This window comes from Permianibacter aggregans (assembly GCF_009756665.1).
Classification (GTDB): Bacteria; Pseudomonadota; Gammaproteobacteria; order Enterobacterales; family Permianibacteraceae; genus Permianibacter; species Permianibacter aggregans.
In genome coordinates this window covers 2,970,768-2,994,668 of the sequence record NZ_CP037953.1, presented here as the reverse complement: position 1 = coordinate 2,994,668, position 23,901 = coordinate 2,970,768, and the positions used below count along the sequence as shown (strand labels likewise).

Below are 23,901 nucleotides of genomic sequence, written 5' to 3'. Positions count from 1 at the left end.
GACTCTCCACGGTTGCGGCGATGCCTTGCTCGCCAACAAATGCTGATCTGTCGTTAAAGCTAGTCGCCAGGCCGGCAATCGTCAAAAGCATGGATCGTTGGCTCTGCCATAATTGACGCTATTCAACTATGTTTTCATTTTCGGTGGAGAGTGGGCGGGGAATGCTGAAACACGTGCTGGCCACGATCGGCATTATCGTGGCGTACTGGGTGTTGGGCCAGCTAGGTCTGCTGCTCGCCATTCCACCGGGTTATGCCACGGCTATTTTCCCTCCGGCCGGCCTGGCCCTGGCGCTGATGACCTTGTACGGCCGGCGCACGCTACCCGCTATTTGGCTCGGCTCGATGCTGCTGAATATCAGCGCTGATAAAGCCGGATTGGCGATGGATGGCATTAGCTGGCTATTGGCCGCGCTGATTGCCTCCGGCTCCAGCTTGCAAGCTTATGCCGGCAGCCGATTCCTGAAAGCCTATCGGGATGATTTATCGCGCCTGCTTGATGGCAACGGCCTGTTACGCTTCACCCTCGGTTGTGGTTTATTGGCGACGCTGATTGCGGCCACCGTCGGTGTCAGCTCACTGTTGCTGCTGAAGCAGATTGGGCCGGAAGAATACGCCTACAGTTGGTTGACCTGGTGGGTTGGCGACGCCATCGGCGTGTTGATCATCACGCCGATTTTCTTCATGTTGCTAGCCAAGCCGCGCCCGGTTTGGCGTCACCTGCTGCTGCCGGTTAGTTTGCCATTGGTGATCACGTTCGCGCTGGCAGTCATGCTGTTTCTGCGCATCAGCGAATGGGAGGCCGAACGCCAGCAGGAAAGCTTCGCCGATCACAGCCAGAAACTGGCGGCACAAATGAACGCCTCGCTACGTCGTATCGCCGAAGGACTGCGCTTCACTGAACGACTGTTCGAAGCATCAGCCCACGTTTCCGCCCAGGAATTCAATCGTTTTGCCAACGAAGTCGTGAAGCACAACCCGGTGTTGATTGGCCTGGCCTGGGCGCCGGAAATCCGCCCGGAACAACAGGCGGAATTTGTCCAGCAGATGCAGGCGACTCACGGCCACCCCTTTCAGATTCGACGTCTGACGCCGGTCGAAGCTGAGCGATTGTATCCGGTTGCCTATATCGAGCCCGAGGCACGCCACGGACTGCTTGGCATTGATTTGTTTTCCGAGCCAGTGCGACGGCAAACGATTCTGCAAGCTATCGCGTCTGGCCAGTTAACGCTGTCCCCCCCACTGCAACGCTTCAATCCGGAAATGCCAAGCACTGACGCCATCTGGGTGTTTCCGGTTACTGATGGCAATCTTTATAAACGCTCGATTGTTGCCGCACTGCTGGCACCGGCAGAACTGGTCGAGGAAGCCCTGTCAGAAACCGAGTTCACTCAATTACGGGTCACGATTGAAACCCATTCCTCACCAGCCAAGGTGATTTATCAAAACGACGTTGAAGTCAGCAGCAATCCGCTTCGTCTGCAACTTGAGTTTCCACTGAGCGCTGTCAATGATGCCTGGCGTTTGCGTTTGGAGCCCTCGCCGGCCTACCTGTCCAGCCATAGCTACTGGCAGAGCTGGTTGGTGCTGGCGGCCGGCATGTTGTTCGCCGCGTTGCTGGAAATTTTATTGCTCAGTTTTGCCTCGCGGGAAATGCGCACGCAGTCGCAAGTGCAGTGGCGAACCCGCGAACTACAACAAAGCCGGCAACAATTGCAGGCCATCATGGACGGTGTCCAGGATGCCGTCGTGCTGCTCGACCAGAGCGGCCAACCGCATTCGATGAACCCGTTGGCCCGGCAATGGTTTGCGGGCCAGGAAACGCTGCCGGATGCGTTTGCGCAACCGATACAAGACTGGCATGTCATTCAACGATTGTTGAACAAATTGGGGCGGGTTTATCACCATCAAAGCCAATTCCGTCTCGGCAGTGGTGAACTGATTCCGATTGAAGTGTCCGGCTCGACGGTGCAGCTTGATGATCAGCGCTTTTACAGCCTGACCTTGCATGACATCCGTCATCGTTACGAACTGGAGCGAATGAAAAACGAATTCGTGGCGATGGTCAGTCATGAACTGCGCACACCATTGACATCGATTCGCGGCGCACTCGGCCTGCTGCGCAGCGAAGGCATTGCCAACCAGAACGAAAACGCCAGCAAACTGCTGAACATGGCGGTCGACAATTCCGATCGGCTGGCGCGGCTGATCAATGACCTGCTCGATCTGGAACGGCTGGAGCTCGGCAAGCTACGTTTCCAGATGAAAACGGTCGCCTTGAAATCCTTACTGGAAGCGGTTTGCCAACAACATTATGGTTTTGCCAACAGCCATGACATCACCTTGCTGGCAAGGCTCGACATCGGCGAGGAACTGAATGTGCGTGTCGACAGTGATCGGCTCTCGCAGGTAATGGCCAATCTGATCTCCAACGCCATCAAATTTTCGCCGGCCGGCAGCGCCGTGCACGTCAACGCCCAGTTCGACCCGAAAACCAATAGTGCTGAAATCGAAGTGATCGATCACGGCATTGGCATTCCGGCCGACTTGCAGGAAAAAGTGTTCACCAAATTCTGGCAGGCTGACAGCACGGCGCTGCGCAAATACGGCGGCAGTGGTTTGGGCTTGTGGATCACCAAACAATTGATTGAGCAGATGCACGGGCAAATCCGTTTCAGCTCAAAAGAAAACGAAGGCAGCCGTTTTACCGTCGTGTTGCCCTGTACCATCACGCCACGCGGCATGCTGCTCTAGCGTAAAAAAACGGCGCCGATTGGCGCCGTTTCGGGGTGGCGCTTACGCGCGGGAAATATATTCTTCGGTGCGGGTATTCACTTTCAGCTTGTCGCCGATTTCGACGAACAACGGCACTTTCACGACCGCGCCGGTCGACAGTTTGGCTGGCTTGGTGCCGCCGGTGGCGGTGTCACCGCGCAGGCCCGGATCGGTTTCGACCACTTCCAGCACGACGTGATGCGGCGGCAGTACGGAAATCGGTTTGCCATTCCACAGCGTCAGCGTGCACAGGTCTTGCTCACGCATCCATTTTTCGGCATCGCCCATCGCGGCCTTGTCGGCGGCGATTTGCTCGAAGCTGACCGGGTCCATGAAATACCAGAATTCGCCATCGTTGTAGCTGTATTCCATTTCGGTATCCATGACGTCGGCGGTTTCCAGCGAATCGCCGGATTTGAAGGTATGTTCGACAACACGACCGCTCAGCAGATAGCGAACTTTGATACGATTGAACGCCTGACCTTTGCCGGGTTTGACGTACTCATTTTCGACGACAGCGCAGGGCTGTCCGTCCATCATGACTTTGGTACCCGGTTTCATTTCGTTAGTGCTTACACTGGCCATAGCGTCCTCAGTAAAATTGCGTGAATTCTGGTGGTAGGAAAAAAATGGCCGACATTTTAGCCAAAATCCCGCTTGAAGGGCAGCCCGCATCGTGGTCGGCTGCACTGAAAGCCGCTCCAATCAGCCTGCAAGCCTTGCTTGGCCGTCTGAATCTGCGTCTTGAGCAACTGCCAGAGGCGCTGCAGGCGGCTGTCGAATTCCCGGTTCGGGTACCGGAGCGCTACCTGCAGTTGATTGAAACAGGCAATCCGCACGATCCCTTGCTGTTGCAAGTCTTGCCGCAGGCCATCGAGATGCAGGAAGCCGAAGGCTATAGCACCGATCCGCTGCAGGAACAGGAGGCAGCGGTACCGGGCTTGCTGCACAAGTACCGTTCGCGAGTGCTGCTGGTCACCACCAGTGCCTGTGCCATTCACTGCCGCTACTGTTTTCGCCGCCATTTCCCCTATGGCGACAACCGGCCTGGCAACAAGGGCCTGGATGCCATCGTTGAGTACCTGCGCGCGCATCCTGAAGTCAACGAAGTGATTCTGTCCGGCGGCGATCCGCTGTCAGCACCGGATAGCTACCTGACCGATCTGCACCAGCGCCTGTCAACACTGCCGCAATTGAAGCGCTTGCGTATTCACACCCGTTTCCCGATGGTAATTCCGGAGCGCTTTACCGAAGCCCTGCTGAGCTTGCTCAGCGAACCGCGCTTTCAGACCATCCTGGTTCTGCACAACAATCACCCACGCGAGCTGGTCGATGAGCTGGCGGCGCCCCTGCATCGCCTGCGTGCGGCCGGCGTCACACTGCTCAATCAATCGGTACTGCTGGCCGGCGTCAACGACAACGCCGAAACGCTGACCGCGCTGTCCGAACGCCTGTTCGCGCTCGGTGTGCTGCCCTACTACCTGCACCAGCTCGATAAGGTGCGCGGCGCCGCCCATTTTGCCGTCAGCGATGAACGGGCCCGTCAGCTGATGGTCGAATTATTGGCAGCGCTGCCCGGCTTCCTGGTGCCAAAGCTGACTCGGGAAGTGGCCGAAAAAGCCAGCAAAATACCGCTGGACCTGCGACTCGATACCCTTTAATCCTTCGCTGGCTGACAAGCTCCCGTTTCTGGTCTAAACCTTTGATCAGGCGCGGCAATTTCGTTGCGGCAGGCTTTTTGCAAAGGCTTTTTATCGATCGATGGCGTCCAATGGCTGGCAAGGTGGCAGATTTTGGTTAGTATGAGTTCCCCGCAGTATGGGTTCGGTAAGGACGCTGAAGCACAATGAGAACAGGGCAGTTAGGCTTAAGTATTCGTGAAATCTCGACGCTGCGCCAAAGCGCCGTGGGGCTGAGTCATCGCGCCGTCGTGCAATGGCTGGACGCCTTGCCGATTGCCAACACCGGTGAAAGTGCCCGGCAGATTTATCAATTCCTGGTCGATATCAACAGTCAGCGGGTGTCCGTCGACGAGCGGCTGCAGATCATGCTGACGCTGCGCAAGACCGTCAGTCTGATTAACGACGCGCTGCGCAAGCACTATCTTGGCCAATCTGTGTCACTTAATGACAAACAACGCAAGATCGCGGCGCTGGCCCAGGCCATGCAATCGGAAATGGCCATCGGCTTCAAAACCGTCGTCGAAGACATGATGAGTGACCATCACCCGCGCATTCAGCCGAATGTGCTGGTGCCAGCCGTTTATCACTCGATTGCCTACCTGAGCCGGGTGTTGGTGCGTTGTTATCAGCTGTATTCCCAGCATCCGGGCCGGATCTGGAAAGAATTGCATACGCTGTTTGTGTTCGCCGAGCAGAACATGCTGCACCGGCAACCGGTCGACAGCGATGACGCTGCCAATTCGATCGAACGGGCCTATTTCCGCATTCTGCTGCTGGCCGCTGCCAACCCGTATCAGCTGCGCCAGAAAGAAATCGATCAGCTATTCGACGCCGCTGGCGAGCTGTCCGCCGAATGCCATCTGCAAAGCTATGAAGCCGGTGCGCCGCTGATGGTTGTCGACCTCGATGGCGACAACGGGCCGCTGAGCCAGGGCCAATTGACACCCAAAGCCGTCGGTCAGTACCGGCAACTGCAGCTGAACGATGTCATCGCCCGCATCCAGGATGATTTGCGCAGCACCGGCACCGTCGTCGTTGGTAGCCAGCGCACCGCCACCCAGCAACTGGGCGCACCGCTGCTGCGCCACCTGGTCAACGCCTACGGCAATCAGTCCACCCGGTCGTTTTCGCGCACGCCGGCCAACGGCACACTGAAAATCGCCATCGGTCTGTCGGCCACCCATTATCTGCTGTCCGGCAAGGCACCGCGGGCCGAACCGGAGCCGGCGGTTGATGAACTGAGCGCGATGTCCGGCTCCTTGCTCGATGCCACACTGGTCGACGACGACCGCATCAGGGCCCGCTACCAGACGCCGTCAAACGCCGCCACCCGCGACTACGACCCATTTGCCAAGCTCTATCGCTCACCGAACAAGCATGACGCCCAGAAACACGGCGACATCACCGCCCAGTCGGCACGCAATTTCACCCAGAACAAGGAAGTCAGCTATGACTTTCATGTCGCAGCGCTAATCAACATCTCGCCTGGAGGCTACTGCCTGGCGATGCGCGGCGCCGTGCCGGTGCAAACCCAGACCGGGGAAATCATCGGCATCGTCGAACAAAGCGAAAGCGGCGAAAGCCATTGGAATATCGGCACGATACGCTGGATGAAACGGCTGCCGGATGGCACGCTGAACCTCGGCGTGCAGTTGATTGCGCCAAGCGCCCGCCCGGTCGAAACCCAGGTGCGCAACAGCCAGGCGACCAGCAACAGCTTCCAGCGCGCGCTGCTGCTGCCGGCGCTGAAAGGCATTGGCCAGCCAGCGACCTTAATCACCTCGCCGATTCCGTATTCGATCAAGCAGAAGGTGCGCATCAAGGAAAGCGACAAGAGCTATGACGTGCAGCTGAACAAGCTGGTCGCGGCCAGTGCCTCCTACCGGCAATTCCAGTTCAGTGATGCGCTGAGCCAGACCGAAGTGCGCGGCGACAGCAAACCGGGTGACCCGGAAAACTTTGATAATCTTTGGGAACTGATTTGACGTGGTGGCAGCGCCCCTGGTCTGAGGGCGCTCTGTGATACGGTTCACCGATTGGCCAAGCCCTGCTATGGCCAATATCGTTTACACTTGAAGTCAGTTCATTCCTTCCCCGAAACAATGCCCGTCCGGCCTGCTGGCCGCTGACGGGCAATGGATTTACCGGCATGTCGAAAAAAATACGCACGATACATCTGCTACTGCTGGACCCTTCGTCCAATGACGCCGAACACACGATCAACCTGTTGCGCAACAACGGTTACGCGGTGCGCGCCTCGCAAATCATTACCGAGGATGAACTGCGGGCAGCACTGGAAAAACAAGCCTGGGATTTGCTGATTGCCAAAGCCGCCGCCGGCGACTTCAGCGTCGAAAAAGCCTGGCGCATCATCGAGCATTACCAGCGTGACACGCCGGTGCTGCTGCTGACCGATCAATTCAGCAGCGAACTGGTTACCGAAATGCTGCGCATCGGCATCAAGGATGTGGTGCCGGTCAATGAAGAAGAGCGCATTCGCCTGGTGGTATCGCGTGAACTCGCCAATGTCGAAGACCGACGCCGGCGCAAAACCGCCGAAGCGGCGCTGCGCGAAACCGAAAAACGCTGCGAATTGCTGCTGGCCAGCTCACGCGACGCCATTGCCTATATTCACGATGGCATGCACATCTACGCCAACAAGGCTTACACCGAGTTATTCGGCTATGAAGATCCGGACGATTTGTCAGCGATGCCAATCATGGACATGATTGCCGACGAGCAGCACGAAGCCTTCAAGAACTTCCTGCGCGATTACACCAGCGCCAACGAAACCACCGAATTCACCTTCCGTGGCCTGCACTCTTCCGGCGAAGCTTTCGATGCCGTGTTGACCCTTTCGGCCGCCCGCTACGAAGACGAGGAATGCACGCAAGTGCTGATCCGCCGTTCGACCGACAATGCCGAACTGGAAGCGCGCCTGAAAGAAATCAGCGCCATCGATCAGCTGACCGGATTGTTCAACCGGCAACACCTGCTCGAACGCCTGACCGTCGCCATCGATCGCGCCGGCAAGCAGGAAGGCATGAGCGCGTTGATTCTGTTCGAGCTCGATCAGTTCAATCACATCAAATCGCGTTTTGGCATCACCGGCACCGACGATCTGATGCAAGATTGCGCCGAGCTGATGCGCCGCAAACTGCCGGACGATGTGCAGATGTTCCGCACCGGCGATGACAGCTTCGCGCTGTTGAAAGCCATCGACACGCCGGAACAGGCAACCGAATTGGCCGAAACCGTGCGTCGCGATTTCTCCGCACATTTGTTTGAAATTCAAGGTCAAACCGTCAAGACGACGATTTCCGCCGGCGTCATGGCCATTGGCGAGAATTCACCAGATGCCGAAGAAGTACTGAGTAACGCCCACGCGGTGCTGGTACTGGTCAAGGAAAAAGGCGGCAACGGCGTCAAGGTATTCAACCCGGCGCTGCTCAATGCCGGCGATGCCGACAAACATATTCTGCTGGCTGTGCAGGAAGCGCTCGATTCCGGCCGCGCGACGCTGGGCTTCCAGCCAATGGTCAAACTGCACGGCGAACCGGCCGCGTATTATTCCGCGTTGTTGCGTATCAAAGATGAGCACGGCAATCACGTCAGCCCGGATCAGGCTTTCCCGGTCGCCGAACAAGCGGGCATTGCCAGCAAACTGGATCGCTGGGTAATCACCGAAGCGATGCGCGCACTCGGTCGTTATCAAGGCAAACCGCTGCCGAAATTGTTCGTGCAATTATCGGGCGCCGCGCTGGCCGAAGACACACTGACTAAATTCATCGGCGAAAACTTGCGCGCCAATCGCCTGGAACCAAATTCGGTGATTTTCCAGATTGATGAAAGCGACGCGCAAACCTATTTGAAACGTGCGATTGCATTCACCGAGGGTCTGCGTAAAGTCAAAGGATTGTCTTGCCTGAACGCCTTCGGCAGCACTGACTCTTACGCGTCGCTGTTGAAAGAACTGAAAATCGATTTCGTGCGCCTGGATGGCCGTTTCGCACCACAACTCGCCACCAATGCCGATGCCCAAGCGCAATTGAAAGCCTTGGTCGATTTGGCCAACGAGCACAACAAACTCACTATCGTCCCTCGTGTTGAAGACGCCGGTTGTTTGGCGTTCTTGTATCCGATTGATGTGCATTACGTTCAAGGCTACTACCTGCAACCACCGATGGAATCGATGAAGTTCGACTTCAGCGCCAACGAGTTCTAATCGCCTCGATCCGAGAAAACAAAACGCCGGCTGAAACCGGCGTTTTGTTTTTTCAAGCATTAACGTTTTTCTGCGTTTATCGCGCCGGTTGTTGTCGCAACGACTCGATAATCGTCGCCAAGCCGCGCATGTCGCTGACATCGAGCGCCAGCGTCGCCTGCATCCGCAATTTCGGTTTGGCGCGAAACGCGACACCGACATCGGCGGCGCCAAGCATCGCGGCATCATTGGCACCATCACCAACAGCCCAGACCGGACCATTGCCTGGCAACGTGCCGCGAATCTCTTGCAGGGTATCGCGCTTGACCACGGCGTTAACGATATCGCCACTGACTTGGCCAGTCAGTTCATCACGCTCGCTGACCAGCGTATTGGCGCGGGCGTAATCGAGTGTTAATTGTGCTTTGACCCATTCGGCAAACGGCACAAAACCACCCGACACCAGCGCCAGATAAATGCCATCGGCGCGCGCAAACGCGGCAAACTCCGGTACACCGACGTTGAACTGCAAACGCTGGCGCACACGCTCCAGCGCATCGAGTTTCAAGCCTTTCAAGGTCGCCACCCGTTTTTGCAACGAGGCATTGAAATCCAGCTCACCGCGCATCGCGGCTTCGGTAATCGCGGCCACGGCCTCTCCGGCACCGGCTTCTTTAGCGAGCTCGTCGATCACTTCCATCGTGATCAGCGTGGAATCCATATCAAACAGCATGGCTTTTGGTGCCTCGGCACGCTCTACCGCCGCACAATCAATGCCACAAATCTCCGTGAGCGCGCGGCAAGCCAGACTGTCCGGCAACAAGCTGACATGCAGCCGCAACAATTGATGCTGATGGCTATCATGAGTGGCCGATATATTTGTCGCAATGGATTGCCGCGACAGCTGGACCAAGGCCCGCTGTAGCGCTTCCGGTTGCAGCGTCGGTGCCAGCAGCCAGATTTCGCCGGCGGCCTGTTCGGCTGCCAAGGAAAGATCAAATTGCGCGCAGATTTCCGGCGCCAACGTCAGACTATTCATTGCCTACTTTTCGCTCATTGTTGTCGCATTGCTCCGTTCCAGCGTGTTGCCGCTTGGCGTATCGGGCGAATGCTGGCAAACTCGGGTTCGTTTCCTTGCTGGCCACCACCGGATTGCGGGGTGAAAAGCAAGGCTTTCTCAGGGGTAATGCCAGGGCTGGCGTGATCGGCGGGCCGAAAATCATCGGCCGTAGTAACGAAGAACGCATAACGATTCATCAACCATCGGCCAGCTATCAATGCAGCACGCATGGTGACCCGTTCATTCGTTGCGTCCATCACGCTGTCAGGCGAACAAGTGTAAACGAAGAACTGAATGGCCACATCACGCTATCGTTCCGCGCCATATAACCTTAAGACAGAAGCGCCTTCGCTGACGCTGGCGCAGAAGCTCGCATTTGCGATCGGCGGCGTCATGGCCGTGATCATGGCGATCAGTTGGTGGTTCACCAGTTTCAGTGTTGAACGTCTGCTGGCGCAGCATGCGATTGCCTACGGCCATCATCTTGCTAAGTTGTCGGCAAGCTCCGCCGCTGAACCACTGCTCGCTGAAGACAAACTGCAATTGTCAGTTCTGCTCGGTACGATCAAAGACGATCCGTATATCTTGAGCGCCGCGGTTTATGATCAGTACGGCCTCGTTGTCGTCAGCACCGATGAGATGCCAGCGTTACCGATTCATCAACTCGACAAACTGTCGCTGGTGCGTGAGATGCCGTCACTGAGTACACAAGTCGCGTTGACAGCACCGATTCTGTTTCATGATCTGAAAGCCGGTTATTTGCTGATCACACTCGATCGGGAAAGCCTGGAAAATCCGCTGCGCAATTCCGTGCGCAAAATCGCCATTGCCTCGGCGCTGATGATCGTCGTCGCGATGTTCGGCGCTTATTTGCTCGGGCGCTGGCTGGCGCAACCTATTGATCGTTTAACGCACGCGACACGTGCGCTGCGCGAAGGCCGTTATGAGTTGCTGATCAACGAACGACGCGATGACGAAATCGGTGAAATTATTGGCACGCTGAACGACATGGCTCAGCATCTGCACAAACGTCAGCACACTGAAAAAACCTTGTCGCGCTTTGTCTCGAAATCGGTGGCCACACAACTGATGCTGAACGATGGCGTACAGGCACCGGCCAAGCATGTGGTCGCTACCGTCGTGTTCATCGATCTGGTTGGCTTTACTTCGCTGAGCGAAAAACTGCCGGCCCAGCGCGTCGCCGAATTGCTGAATTTTTATTTCTCGTTGGTCAATCGCGCCGCCAAGTTGTATCAGGGCAATGTCGATAAATACATCGGTGATGGCGTCATGCTGGTGTTCGGTTCGCCGCATAAAGATCCAGAGCATCCTTTTCACGCGCTCTGTTTCTGCAGCTTGTTCAGCCAGTTGGTCGAAGCCTCCGTACGCCATCGCCCAAGCTGGATGCCACCGGTGCAGTTCCGCATTGGTTTGCACACCGGCGACATGATTGCCGGCAGCATGGGCTCGGAAGATCGGATGCAGTACACGGTCATCGGTGATTCGGTGAACACTGCCGCGCGGCTTTGCGAAGCCAGCACCGGCAGTGAAATCGTGCTCAGCGAAGCGGTGTTGCATCAGCCGAAAATTCGCCATCGCATCGAAGTGGAAGCGAAAGGCAATATCGCGCTGAAAGGGAAAAGTGAACAGACCTCGACATTTGTGTTAAAACGTTTGCATGAACCGTTCAATCTGCTGATCGATCGCCAGGTCGAACACGTGTTGTCTTATTTGCCGAAATTGAGCCAATGATGCGAACCTGCAGCGCGCTGCTGCTGATCTGCTGTTTATCTGCTTGCCAACTGATGCCGCAATCCGTGCGGGACGCCGTGGCGCCCGAGACGCGTCAGGATTTATCCGAGCAATTGCGCCGGGCCGAACAGGCGCTGGCCAACGACCCGAACAACGCCGCGTTAAAAACGGAACTGGCGGCACTACAACAGCAAGCCGCCGCGCTGGAAGCCGATCACCTGAGCCGGGCTGAGCAGCTCTGGGACAAGAAACAATGGGGCGCGGCGCTCAATCAACTCGATGCCGGTTTGCTGACGCTGCCGGACTCCACCGCGCTGCAACGTCGTCGCACTTATTATCTGGAATTGCTGGATCGGCGGCTGACGCTGCCGCGTGAGGAATTGAAGCTGGTGCGCGGTCGCTTTGTCGCCGATGCGCTGCGCGTGCACCGGCAAACCAACAGCTACGCGCCGGATTTGCTCGGTGAACCGGGCGACTTGAGCGCACTGGAAAAAGAGCGCGAACAATTGGGCCAGGAAATTCTTGCCATCGCGCAGCGCGCCATCGAGCGCAAACACACGGGTTTTGCCCGCTGGGCGCTGAACATTGCTCAGGATCTGGAGGTGCCGGAAGCCAAGCGCTGGCAGACTGAGCTCGCCAAACTCGAAGGCAGCAAGCAGCGCAAAACAGCGGTGGTCACCGAGGTCGAGGCCAGTGAACAGCAGGTGCTCGAGGAACATCGTTTGGGCTTGAAGCGCGCCGTGCAGCAAGCCCTGCAGCAAAAAGACGTCAATCGCTTGCTGGCGAGCTTGAAGGAGTGGCGAAAGCTGTTCCCTGGCGATGCCGACATCGCCTTGGCCAAATCTCAGGCGCAACCCCTGATAGACAGCGAAGTCGTCAGACTGAACGCCGAGGCCAGCCAGCGCTACCGTGAAGGCGATATCAGCGGCGCCATTCAACGCTGGCAGCGAGTACTTGCGCTCCAGCCGGACAATAAAGACGTGCCACCACTGATCGAGCGGGCGCAACGCGTGCAGGCGAATCTGGAAACGCTGAAGAAATAGCGATTTGCCCCCAAAGTGGTCTACGCTTTACACACCCGAGCGTTACCTAGAATTCCGTCATGCGTTGGAGCGTTATTGCCTGTCTGTTCTTTTTCTGTGCTGCGCTGCCGGCCGAATACCTGAGCACGACGCTGCTGCGTAAAGACCAGACGCTGACGCTGAATGGTATTGGTACGGTCAGACAACTGAATCTCGATCTCTATCACGTTGCGCTTTACGTCAGCCAAACGGGCAAGACTCCGGAAGCATTGTTCGATGCCCGCCAGCGCCGCGTGCTGCATTTGCGCGTCACCGCCGACCGCATGTTCGCGACCGGCACCGCCCGCCATTTTCGCGAGCTGATGCACGTCAACAATAGCCGTGATGATCTGCAACGCGAAGCGGAAAACCTGGCGCAGTTCTACAGCGTGTTTCAACATGGTCTGGCGCAAGGCGACGAAATCATTTTCGATAACAGTGACGGCAGCAGCACGCTGATCATGATCAACGGCTCTGAAATACTGCGCATTCGCTCACCGCTGTTTTTCAATATGCTGCTGCGCTGCTATCTCGGCCCGCGCCCGCCAGGCTTACAATTGAAAAATGAATTGCTGTCCACCGATGGTATCAATGTCGCAGCGCGACTGTCGGAATTGAATGCGCTCATCGTGCAAGAAAATCGGGAAAAGGTTTACCAATCGGTGCGCATCGCCAAGGCCACGCCAGCGCCAACACCCGAACCAGAGCCGGTGCGTAATGAACCGCCCCAATCCACCGCGGTTCGCAGCGAGCCCGCCCAGACCGAAACGGCACGTGCCGACGTCGCGAAAGCCGAGACAGCGCGCAACGAAACCCGCGCAGAAAGCGAGACGAAAAAGCCAGCAGCGAGCAAACCCGCACCACAACAAACAACGATCATCGACAAACCGAAACCAACGCCACCGACCGATAAACCGGCGACGGCTATCACCAAGGAGCCTGCCGCCGAAACCCTGGCGAAAGCCGAGCCGGCGAAACCGAAGTTATCCGATACCGATGTCGCTGAGCTACTGGCTGATTATCAGTTGGCGCTGCAAGCACAGCTACAAAAGGCGCTGCAATATCCACATCGCGAATTGAAACGTAAATACGGACTGACACAACTGGCGCGGGTCAAAGGCCATGTCATTCTGAAACTGAATCTGGATCGCAGCGGCGATATCAACGCCATCTGGTATATCGAGAAAAGTCCGGAAAAGATCCTTGATGAAACCGCGATGAATCTGGTCGACAGCCAGGCGCCGTTTCCCGCGCTGCCGGAAAAATTGCCAGAACAAGCTTATGAGTTTTTCATTGAACTGAAATTCAATCCGGATTGAACGTGATTTACTCAGCGCGTGAAAAAGGCTGCATCAAGCAGCCTTTTTGCTTTTGTTTTCGTATTGGCGTTAACGTTGCCGACGCCGTAAAGCCAGCAAACCCGACAGCATCAGCATCAACGGCCCAAACGTCGGCACCTGTGCGGGTGCAAACGTGCTGTACAAACCGCTGATTTCCGTTTGCCCAAAGTTGGTCAAGTCGTAGATGGCCGACATATCGTAGTTCGTGGCATCAGAGCGGATGTAGAAAAAGTGGCTGGAAAGACCCGGCAGCAGCGTCGCGGCGCCCGCATCATCGGTGAAGTAGAAGTTGACGAAACCACCCGGATCGCTGAACAGCAGCGCCATGCTGGTCGCCACATCGCCAAGTGAATCTATGCGCCAATTGGCGTCGTAAATATCTTCGAGAAAACCGCCGATGCGCCAGCTATAAATTGCGCCGGCCGATTCCGCGTCATTGAATACCCGCCAGTAAAAGTCGTAGGTGCCGTTCTCGTTCAGCACGACGCGGCTTTGCACCGAACCGGATACCGTGCCGCCATAAGCGCTGAATGAAAAAGGAATCGACATATCTTCGATCACAACGCCAAAGAGCGAGTTGTCATCGTCGTAAGTGATGCCATCCAAATCCGTAAAGCTGTCAGGAACCAGGACCGTTGCCTGCACCGGCGACACCCAAGCCGCCATCAACAGCGCCACCGCGGTAATTGAACGCCAATTCATTGGTAAACCTCCATGTATTGTTTTTGGGAAAGACACCGACACCGGATTGCGCCAGCGCTGCTTTGCCAAATGCATATCGCGTTCCAAAGCGGTAAGTCGCTGTATTTTCAGTAACTTGTGCGCTATTCACGTCATTCTTACCGAGTCGCTGTAAACCAGTTTGACAGCCCTTAACGGCCGCCGCCTGCCCCATCGGCAGAAAACTTCCGCCAAATAGCGGTTTTTAAAGCGGTTTTCCTCGCAGCTTCATGCAAAATCGACTCGGTTTTCAGCGCCCCATCACTCGGCAAGACTGTCCAAATAATTTACACCCACTATTTTCTATTCCAAAAATATCTAAATAAATCAGTCAGTTATTTATTGGTGTAATTATTGCTTACCTGCACGCCGGCGCCACCAATGACTGACGGCGCTTTCCATCTGAAACCACCTTGAATTAGGGACACCTGATGAAATCGATCAAAATGGCGTTCACCGCCGCAGTATTTGCAGTGGTATCGACAGCATCGCAAGCCGGCATCGTCAATATCTGGAGTGATGCCTACAGCCCGAACACCCTGAACAATTTCTACAATGCCAACGGCCACACGTCGAGCGTGCTGAACGGCAACCTCGACAGCTTCAACCTGAACGGCGTTAACCTGCTGTGGGCCATGCAACCAGCCAATGACTACACCAGCGCCGAGCTGGACGCGATGGCCGCGTACCTGGCCCAAGGTGGCCGCATTGCCTTCATGGGCGAGCACGGCAGCTTCATGCCAGCCCAGAACAACCGCATCAACACCGCGCTGGCTTTCCTGGGCGCCACGATGCACACGGTCAATAACGCGGTTTCCTGTGGTTTCCAAACCGCTTCGCGCGCTGATGGTGAAATCCTGGAGCACACGCTGACCGCTGGCGTGAACAACTACGAATACGCCTGCTACAGCGAGCTGTCGATTTCTGGCAGCGCCGAAGCGCTGATGTACGGCAACGGCCTGATCGGCTCGGTCATGATGGCCTACCAAAACATCGGTCCTGGCAGCGTGTTCTTCATCACCGACCAAAACGTTTGGGATCACTCGCCAACCTGGGCCGGTTTTGACAACACCCAGATGTTCCTGAACCTGGTCACCGCCGAAACGGGCGCGCCGCCGGTTGGCGTTCCTGCCCCGGCTTCACTGGCACTGATTGCCTTTGGTCTGCTGGCCTTGAACCGCAAAAAAGTCCTGTAATTCGCTTCGAATTCAAGACAGAAAAAAGCCCGGTGAAAACCGGGCTTTTTTATTGCTCGCGTATTGTTCAATCTTTCCGTTCAATACCAACGGCATCGACTTTCTGGAAACCGCGCGGCAATTTGTGACCGCGCCGGCCACGCTCACCAAGGTAATGCTCCAGATCCGAAGGCTTCATCGTGAACGTGCGTTTGCCGGAAGTAATCAGCAAGTTGGCGTTCTCCGGCAGCACGACGGCACCGGCAACAAACTCCTCGCGCTTTTCAAGCTTCGCGGTTTCTATGCCGATCATCTTGTTGCCTTTGCCTTTGGCCATTTGCGGCAAATCTTTCAGCGGGAACACCAGCAGGCGGCCGTCATTGGTGGCCACCGCGACGCGATCGGTTTCGATATTCGACACCGGCTGCATCGGCAACACCAGCGCGCCGCTCGGCATGTTCAGCACGTTCTTGCCGGACTTGTTGCGCGAGACCAAATCACCGTAGTTACAAACGAAACCGTAACCGCCATCGGAGCAAATCAGGTATTGCTCGCTTTCTTCGGCGAGCGCGACGCCGGTAAACGTTGCACCGGGTTCTGGCGTAAAGCGTGAAGTCAGCGGCTCGCCTTGGCCGCGTGCACTCGGCAGGTCTTTGGCGGTAACCGAATAAGCACGGCCGGTGCTATCCATAAATACCGCCTGTTGATTGCTCTTGCCTTGCGCACTGGCCAAATACGAATCCCCGGCTTTGTAATTCAAACCCGGCGCATCAACATCGTGGCCTTTGGCGCAACGCGCCCAGCCCATTTGCGACAGCACAACCGTTACGGGTTCCGATGGCAGCATTTCGTCTTCGCTGATCGCTTTCGCCTGTTCGCGTTCAACGATAGGCGAGCGGCGCTCATCGCCAAACTTGTGCGAATCGGCCAGCAGTTCCGAACGCACCAGATTCTTCATCCGGGTGTCACTGGCCAGCGTGCGCTGCAGGTTGGCTTGTTCCTGCATCAATTCCATTTGCTCGCCACGAATCTTGATTTCTTCGAGCTTGGCCAAATGGCGCAGTTTCAAATCAAGAATCGCTTCGGCCTGCCTGTCAGACAAACCAAATCGCGCCATCAGCTCCTGCTTCGGATTTTCCTCTTCACGGATGATGCGAATCACTTCATCAATATTCAGGAACGCGACCAGCAAGCCATCCAAAATATGCAAACGCGCTTCGACTTTATCCAAACGCCATTGCAAACGACGACGCACGGTATCCACACGGAACGTCAGCCATTCACTCAGCAGCGTTTTTAAATCTTTGACTTGCGGCTTGCCATCAAGGCCGATGACGTTGAAGTTGGCGCGGAAAGATTTTTCCAGATCGGTAGTCGCGAACAAATGGCCCATCAGTTCAGCGGCATCAATCCGATTCGAGCGCGGCACGATAACAATACGGCACGGATGTTCGTGGTCGGATTCATCGCGCAAATCGGCAACCATCGGCAGTTTCTTCTGCTGCATCTGGGCAGCGATTTGCTCGATGACTTTCGAACCGGAGGTTTGATACGGCAGCGCCGTGATCACTACCTCGCCGTCTTCCACTTCATATTTGGCGCGCTGACGGATACTGCCTTTGCCGGTTTTGTACATCTCCAGCATTTCGATACGCGGCGTGATGATTTCCGCTTCGGTCGGAAAATCCGGACCGGGTAAGCGCACGGCCAGCTCTTCGATTTCGCAAGTCGGATGATCGAGCAGGAAGGTACAAGCGGCAACCACTTCACGCAGGTTATGCGGTGGAATATCGGTAGCCATACCAACGGCGATACCGGTGGTGCCATTGCACAATAAATTCGGTACCCGTGCCGGCAAATTCACCGGCTCTTCCATCGTGCCGTCAAAGTTCGGCTGCCAATCGGTCGTACCTTGACCCAGTTCTTCCAGCAATAACTGCGCATACTTCGACAGCTTCGATTCGGTATAACGCATCGCCGCGAACGATTTCGGGTCATCCGGCGAACCGAAGTTACCTTGACCGTCGATCAATGGATAACGATAGCTGAATGGCTGCGCCATCAACACCAGCGCTTCATAACAGGCGCTGTCGCCATGCGGATGGTATTTACCGAGCACATCACCGACGGTACGCGCCGACTTTTTATGCTTCGAGGCGGCATCCAGCCCCAGCTCGCTCATCGCATAAACGATGCGCCGCTGCACCGGCTTTAGGCCATCACCAATAAATGGCAGGGCGCGATCCATGATCACGTACATCGAGTAATTCAAATACGCCTGTTCGGTAAAATCCGACAAGGCCCGGCGTTCAATATCGCCGTACATGGATTCAGTCATTGCTTACCTTTTTGACTAAATGGTTACTTTAAATTCGTGTGCCTTACACACAAGAGATAAAGGCACTCATACTATCCACTTCAGACTTTTCAACAGCCATGTTGGCCTTCACTTCGCCCAAACCAACTTACAAGATCTAAATTCTAGCCAAAAGCACTCTCTCAGCTTTATTTGGTTTAACACATGGCTTACATAATTCCGCCACATTCCTATTTGCCAATATTTCTTTAGCTCTTGCTGCAGACTTGTCACAGTAAATTTTTGGTACTTTTTTTGCGCCGCCAAACCACTCTGGCTTCGTAAAATATGGATATGCGCGGCTATCCGTTGAAACGACGATCTTACAACCCGACTCAAGTAAATATCCCCCGGCAAAGCCGGGGGCTTTAAATTTGTGAGCCGCTCGAAGCGGCTTGTTCGGGGTCGCTAACGCGGCCCCGCGTATTTTCTGCCACCTTGACGGTGGCCTCTCAACTCCACAGCTTCATTTGTTCGAGGCGCTCATCCTCTTTTTCCTGGTTCCGGATGTACTCTCGAATTGTCTCTTCGTCTCGCCCCACTGTCGAAACGAAGTACCCCCTCGCCCAAAAGTGTTGACCGATAAAATTTTGCTTTCGTTCTCCATATACTCGCGCTAGATGTATGGCGCTCTTTCCCTTGATAAAACCCACTACCTGCGACACCGCATGTTTCGGTGGTATCGAAATCAGCATATGCACATGATCTGGCATCACATGCCCCTCTTCGATCCGGCATTCCTTCCGCGCGGCCAGTTTATGGAATATCTCTCCGAGATGCGGTCGCAGTTGCTTATACAGCGTCCTTCGACGGCACTTCGGAATAAATACTACATGGTATTTGCACTCCCACTTTGAGTGGCTTAGGCTTTCAAACTCGTCCATTTCGGTTTCTCCGATTCGTGTTGCTTGGCGGCTCACGTTTCGGAGTTTCCGTTATGGACTCCAGTAATTGTCAAACTGCTGCTGCCACCCCGGCAGAGCCGGGGGAACTCCCGTTACGGCTTAGAAGTGCAACAATATGAGGGTCATCAAACGCTGAGTGCCTCAATAACTTCTCTAACTCTCTTTGCTTCTTATCGACCGCCCCCCTGTCGACACGAACAATTTTTCTCGCATCGTCAAGTGTTTTGAACAAAGCGAGATATCTACTCATATTCTCTATTTCTTTTAGATATTTACTACCACCCATAACTAGTTTTCCGCCGCCATTGACTATCCACTCTAGAACCGGCGCAAAATTCTTGTGCAAGAGATTACCTCGATCAAACACTACAGAAATCGAGCAAGTATCGATAACTACGCACATAGCAACCTCAAATACCGAGCAAGCTTAGTTGTTCTTTGAGAAAGAAGTCCCTAAATGTTCTCGGCTGAACCTCGGAATACTGTCCGTTAGACAAAACAGGTATTACAGTAAATTTATTTCCGTTGTTATTCTTTTCAAAAAAAACGACTTGTGCATCTGTATCTAGTTTTTGTTTGTTACGAGACTTATTTGCCTCACTCATTTTTAATCGAAACCTATCGATCAGGTAGTCGCTATGGGTCTCAATCAGGAACTCAGCTCCTAAATTATTAGCAAAAGTAAAAATAAATTCGCCCAGCGCTGCCTGAGCCCTTGGATGCAGATGAACCTCTGGCTGCTGAATTACATAACAACTTTTTCCCCTTGCTACAAACTCCGCGATAATTGGCAGCACCTGTGAGACACCATAACCCACGTTTGTAATGCGGACCTTTCTTCTCCCAATTTTCACTTTTAGCTCAAATGGAGATGTCTCATCCTTCCCATAGGAATTAACTTCAACGTTTGAATAAAGCCCACTATCCTCACCAAAAGAATCAATAATTTCTGCGTGCCTTCTGTACTTTTCTGTAGTCAATAATTTTTTTAATAAATATGGGGCGTGGTCTCCCTCGGGCGTATAGGCCGCTCTGAAACCATCATAGGTTCTTTTGGGTTTAGCTCGAATAGGAGCCAACCAGATTATTTCGCTTCTCTCTCTTTTGTAGAGTGAACTTGAGATCTTTTTCAAGGCTAACGTAGCACACGCGATATCGAGAAGCTGGACCGCCCCAGTCCTACCTATATTTGGAGACTCGATTTTTTTCCATCCCGAGATGGACTCACTATTCTGAAAGTCCCGCATTTTCCGCATCAGTTCATGCGCGTCTTCCATATAGAAGAACTCACTAATCGCTAAACTTCTAGCCTTTGTGGCATCTTTATCTTTGTGTACAGTAACTATCTGCTGATCAGAGTAGAATGTAATCTTTCTTAATGAGGGAAGCCCTTCCTCATTCCTAAATTCATACATTAGGGCAGAACGTATCTCCTCAAACCCCAATCCATCTTCAGATTCCTTTCCCATTAACTCCGCAATAGTGATTGGCTGATCTTTGCTAGCGATCTCTTTGAAAGACCCAAGAAACACATCTCTTGACTTCAACTCTCCGAGATACTGAAACTCAAAATCTGAAATGATCTTCAATAGAGAAAGGATTGATGACTTTCCTGTGCTGTTTTCACCCACAAAAAAATTTACCTTCCTTAACTCCAGTATGGAGTCATGGAATCCTCGAAAATTATCGACATACAAACAACGAATCATCACATCCCTCCTACTTTAAACCACTTCAGCCATATTCCCTTTTTCTTCCAACCATACTTTCCGATCACTGGCGCGTTTCTTCGCCAGCATCATGTCCATGATCGCTTCCGTTTGCTCGGCGTCATCGATGGTTAGCTGCATTAGCCTTCGGGTATTCGGGTCCATCGTCGTTTCGCGCAGTTGCAGCGGATTCATTTCGCCGAGGCCTTTGAATCGGGTGACCTGTACTTTGCCTTTTTTCTTTTCGGCCTGGATGCGATCGAGCAGGCCGTCGCGTTCGGCTTCGTCGAGCGCGTAGTACACGTCTTTGCCGATATCGATTCGGTATAGCGGAGGGCAGGCGACATAAACATGGCCGGCTTCAACGAGTGAACGGAAATGTTTGACGAATAGCGCGCATAAAAGTGTCGCGATATGCAGGCCGTCGGAGTCGGCATCGGCGAGGATGCAGATTTTGCCGTAGCGCAGACCTTTCAGATCGTTCTTGCCGGGATCGACGCCAATGGCCACCGCAATATCGTGCACTTCTTGCGAACCCAAGACCTGATCGGAATCGACTTCCCAGGTGTTCAGGATTTTTCCGCGTAGCGGCATAATCGCTTGGAATTCTTTATCGCGGGCTTGCTTGGCTGAGCCGCCGGCGGAATCGCCTTCCACCAAAAAGAGTTCCGATTTCATCACGTCAGCGCCAACGCAATCGGCGAGCTTGCCGGGCAGTGCCGGACCTTGAGTGATTTTTTTCCGCTCGATTTTCTTGCCAGCTTTCAAGCGCTTGTTGGCGTTCGATATTGCCATTTGCGCCAGCGCTTCGCCGATTTGCGGATGGTTATTCAGCCACAGGCTGAACACGTCTTTGACGACGCCGGAAACAAAGGTCGCGCATTCGCGTGAGCTGAGTTTTTCTTTGGTTTGGCCGGAGAATTGCGGCTCTTTCATTTTTACCGAGATAACGTAGGAAATGCGTTCCCACACGTCTTCCGGTGCCAGCTTGATACCGCGCGGCAACAAGCTGCGCAAATCGCAGAATTCGCGCATCGCTTCGGCGAGGCCCTGACGCAGACCGTTAACATGGGTGCCGCCCTGCGCGGTCGGGATCAAGTTGACGTAACTTTCGGCCAGCGCTTCGCCGCCTTCCGGCAGCCAGGTTAGCGCCCAATCGACGGCTTCGTTCTCGGATTCCATCGCGCCGCAGAACAGGTCTTCCGGAATGCATTCGTTATCGCCTAGCGTCGATTGCAAATAAGCGCGCAAGCCATCTTCGTAGAACCATTCTTCTTTGTCGTTATTGGCGACATCGTGAAACGAAATGCGCAAGCCCGGGGCCAACACCGCTTTGGCGCGCAGTACATATTTCAAACGAGGTATCGAGAACTTTGGCGAATCGAAATATTTTGGATTCGGTAGAAAGGTAATGGTCGTGCCGGTCACGCGCTTGCCGACTTCGCCGATAACTTTCAGGTTCGATTTTTTATCGCCATCGGCGAATGTCATCCGGTATTCCTGGGCGTCGCGACGCACTTTCACTTCGACATGCGAAGACAGCGCGTTAACGACGGAAATGCCGACGCCGTGCAAACCACCGGAGAATTTATAGCTTTTGTTCGAGAACTTACCACCGGCGTGCAGCTTGGTCATGATCACTTCAACGCCCGGTACTTTTTGTTCCGGGTGAATATCGACCGGCATGCCGCGGCCATCGTCTTGCACTTCCAACGAGCCATCCGGGTGCAAGATCACCGCAATGTTTTTGCAGTGACCGGCCAGCGCTTCGTCAACCGAGTTATCGATGACTTCTTGCGCCAGATGGTTCGGCCGGGTGGTGTCGGTATACATGCCCGGACGGCGTTTGACCGGGTCCAGACCACTTAATACTTCAATCGAGTCGGCGGTGTACTGCTGATTGGCCATACGTATGGTATTTCCTGTTGCTGAATTCATGCCGGCCGCGCCGGTCATGGCACGCCCGTCATGGCAGGCGTGGAGAATTCGGATTGGGGTTTGTCCGCGTGAAGCGGCGCCTAATGGTGGAGCCTAATGCGACCGCTTGCAAGCGCTGATGCAACTGGTCAAATGATGTTCAGAACCGCAGCGTTTCCGGCGCCGGAAACGCGGAATCGCTGCCAATGCGGCTCATTGTTTGGACAGTAGCCATCGGGCGCGTCGCCGTTTTCGCTTATTCATAAGCCTGTAGCGTCTGCTTCAGTATGTTCACCGCTTCCTGTCGCAACGATGGTGGTCCTACGATGACTGCATCCTTTCCCCACGCCAATACATCGCGCAACAACTCGGTGGACTGCGAATAAGGAATGCGCAGCAACAAGGAACCATCTTCCTGCTCAACCATTTGCTGCTCAGGATGCCAGCTCTCCGAGCGCACCCAGCGCGCTGCATCGCTGCTAAAGCGAACTTCGGCAATGCCGGTGGGCTCGCCACTGAAAATGCCGTATGAACCGCCGTAATGGGCATCGAGCGTTTTATCGTCGATGTCTTGGCATGATTCCGGCAGCGGATCGCAAGCTGATATGGCGTCCAGGGCAAACGTGCGCAAGGCCTTGCGATCATGACACCAGGCATCGAGATACCAGTTGTCGCGGTAGAGCACCAAGCGTTGCGGCGAGACGGTGCGCACTTCTTGCACATTGCGGGAACGGGTCAGGTACTGAAACCGCAACTGCAAACGCTGTTGCAAGGCGATGACAATTTGGGTGAAAAACGGAAACTCAGCCTGACGCTGACGACTGCTGACGACGCGCAGTCGCTTGATGAAATCTTCGCCGTCGACGGCGTCTTTTTGCAGCAACTCGCGCACTTTTTTACGCAGCGCGGCGAATTCTTTTTCCATGACCCGGCTACCCATGCCGGACAGCGCCTGATCAAGCACCATCAGCGCCAGCAACTCTTCCTGACCAAGCCAGGTGCCCGGCAACTCGAACACCTGACCAGGGCGCGGCCGCCAGGCATAACCGGCTTTCGATGACGCCACCGGCGCATCGTGCTTTTCCCGCATATCCTTGATCAAACGCTTGATCGTCGATGGATCGCATTCCATCAACTCTGACAGCGTTTTCAACGGCACCGGATGGCGCCGCGCCTCAAGAATCTTTTGCAGCTGGCGAAAGCGTTCCCATTTATCCATACGAGCACCCCAAAGCGTATCCGCTGA

Annotated in this window: 18 protein-coding genes; 8 read left to right on the top strand and 10 right to left on the bottom strand. The window is 54.8% G+C overall.

The features are described 5' to 3' along the window. Nucleotides 1–161: 161 nt before the first annotated feature. Nucleotides 162–2,753 (top strand): ATP-binding protein, encoded by a 2,592-nt coding sequence (locus E2H98_RS13450; RefSeq protein ID WP_162848194.1) that lies wholly within the window; start codon nt 162–164, stop codon nt 2,751–2,753. A gap of 42 nt (nt 2,754–2,795) precedes the next feature. On the opposite strand, the gene efp is transcribed toward E2H98_RS13450, so the two are convergent. Next, the gene (efp, locus tag E2H98_RS13445) at nt 2,796–3,359 is read right to left on the bottom strand and encodes an elongation factor P (RefSeq protein WP_133591672.1); all 564 of its coding nucleotides are present in this window, start codon (nt 3,357–3,359) and stop codon (nt 2,796–2,798) included. A gap of 44 nt (nt 3,360–3,403) precedes the next feature. Between efp and epmB the strand changes: the two genes are divergently transcribed. From epmB to E2H98_RS13430, 3 genes are all read left to right on the top strand, one after another. Beyond that, nucleotides 3,404–4,435: an EF-P beta-lysylation protein EpmB gene (gene epmB, locus E2H98_RS13440; RefSeq protein WP_133591669.1), complete on the top strand. Its 1,032-nt coding sequence runs from the start codon at nt 3,404–3,406 to the stop codon at nt 4,433–4,435. Between the two features lie 185 nt (nt 4,436–4,620). Beyond that, nucleotides 4,621–6,441: a hypothetical protein gene (locus E2H98_RS13435; protein WP_133591667.1), complete on the top strand. Its 1,821-nt coding sequence runs from the start codon at nt 4,621–4,623 to the stop codon at nt 6,439–6,441. A 164-nt stretch (nt 6,442–6,605) separates the two neighbouring features. Continuing rightward, nucleotides 6,606–8,681: an EAL domain-containing response regulator gene (locus E2H98_RS13430; protein WP_133591665.1), complete on the top strand. Its 2,076-nt coding sequence runs from the start codon at nt 6,606–6,608 to the stop codon at nt 8,679–8,681. Between the two features lie 76 nt (nt 8,682–8,757). Here the strand turns inward: E2H98_RS13430 and serB are convergent, their stop codons facing one another. Beyond that, nucleotides 8,758–9,699, bottom strand: coding sequence for a phosphoserine phosphatase SerB (gene serB, locus E2H98_RS13425; protein WP_133591663.1), 942 nt, complete (start codon nt 9,697–9,699; stop codon nt 8,758–8,760). Between the two features lie 14 nt (nt 9,700–9,713). Continuing rightward, nucleotides 9,714–9,977, bottom strand: a complete 264-nt coding sequence (locus E2H98_RS13420) for a hypothetical protein (protein WP_133591661.1) — start codon at nt 9,975–9,977, stop codon at nt 9,714–9,716. A gap of 37 nt (nt 9,978–10,014) precedes the next feature. On the opposite strand from E2H98_RS13420, the gene E2H98_RS13415 reads away from it, so the two are divergent. The 3 genes from E2H98_RS13415 to E2H98_RS13405 are packed head-to-tail and all read left to right on the top strand — an operon-like array spanning nt 10,015 to nt 13,852. Next, on the top strand, nt 10,015–11,472 hold the full coding sequence (locus E2H98_RS13415) for an adenylate/guanylate cyclase domain-containing protein (RefSeq protein WP_133591659.1): 1,458 nt from the start codon (nt 10,015–10,017) through the stop codon (nt 11,470–11,472). Further along, nucleotides 11,469–12,515, top strand: a complete 1,047-nt coding sequence (locus E2H98_RS13410; protein ID WP_133591657.1) for a hypothetical protein — start codon at nt 11,469–11,471, stop codon at nt 12,513–12,515. Before E2H98_RS13415 ends, E2H98_RS13410 begins: the two co-directional genes overlap by 4 nt. Before the next feature lie 59 nt (nt 12,516–12,574). Then, entirely contained in the window at nt 12,575–13,852 is a 1,278-nt protein-coding gene (locus E2H98_RS13405) for a chalcone isomerase family protein (RefSeq protein WP_133591655.1), read from the top strand. A gap of 69 nt (nt 13,853–13,921) precedes the next feature. Here E2H98_RS13405 and E2H98_RS13400 read toward each other — a convergent pair whose 3' ends face one another. Next, nucleotides 13,922–14,575, bottom strand: coding sequence for a hypothetical protein (locus E2H98_RS13400; protein WP_133591654.1), 654 nt, complete (start codon nt 14,573–14,575; stop codon nt 13,922–13,924). Between the two features lie 449 nt (nt 14,576–15,024). Between E2H98_RS13400 and E2H98_RS13395 the strand changes: the two genes are divergently transcribed. After that, the gene (locus E2H98_RS13395; protein ID WP_133591652.1) at nt 15,025–15,789 is read left to right on the top strand and encodes a hypothetical protein; all 765 of its coding nucleotides are present in this window, start codon (nt 15,025–15,027) and stop codon (nt 15,787–15,789) included. 67 nt (nt 15,790–15,856) lie between these two features. On the opposite strand, the gene parC is transcribed toward E2H98_RS13395, so the two are convergent. The 6 genes from parC to E2H98_RS13365 all read right to left on the bottom strand — a co-directional run bounded on the left by parC (nt 15,857) and on the right by E2H98_RS13365 (nt 23,874). Further along, on the bottom strand, nt 15,857–18,106 hold the full coding sequence (parC, locus tag E2H98_RS13390; RefSeq protein ID WP_133591650.1) for a DNA topoisomerase IV subunit A: 2,250 nt from the start codon (nt 18,104–18,106) through the stop codon (nt 15,857–15,859). 470 nt (nt 18,107–18,576) lie between these two features. Further along, nucleotides 18,577–19,008, bottom strand: coding sequence for an IS200/IS605 family transposase (gene tnpA, locus E2H98_RS13385; protein ID WP_157591253.1), 432 nt, complete (start codon nt 19,006–19,008; stop codon nt 18,577–18,579). 70 nt (nt 19,009–19,078) lie between these two features. Beyond that, nucleotides 19,079–19,432: a hypothetical protein gene (locus E2H98_RS13380; RefSeq protein ID WP_157591383.1), complete on the bottom strand. Its 354-nt coding sequence runs from the start codon at nt 19,430–19,432 to the stop codon at nt 19,079–19,081. A 7-nt stretch (nt 19,433–19,439) separates the two neighbouring features. Continuing rightward, the gene (locus E2H98_RS13375) at nt 19,440–20,738 is read right to left on the bottom strand and encodes an AAA family ATPase (protein ID WP_133593446.1); all 1,299 of its coding nucleotides are present in this window, start codon (nt 20,736–20,738) and stop codon (nt 19,440–19,442) included. A gap of 15 nt (nt 20,739–20,753) precedes the next feature. Next, nucleotides 20,754–22,646, bottom strand: a complete 1,893-nt coding sequence (gene parE / locus E2H98_RS13370) for a DNA topoisomerase IV subunit B (RefSeq protein ID WP_133593448.1) — start codon at nt 22,644–22,646, stop codon at nt 20,754–20,756. A 265-nt stretch (nt 22,647–22,911) separates the two neighbouring features. Then, the gene (locus E2H98_RS13365; protein WP_133593450.1) at nt 22,912–23,874 is read right to left on the bottom strand and encodes a helix-turn-helix transcriptional regulator; all 963 of its coding nucleotides are present in this window, start codon (nt 23,872–23,874) and stop codon (nt 22,912–22,914) included. Nucleotides 23,875–23,901: the final 27 nt, after the last annotated feature.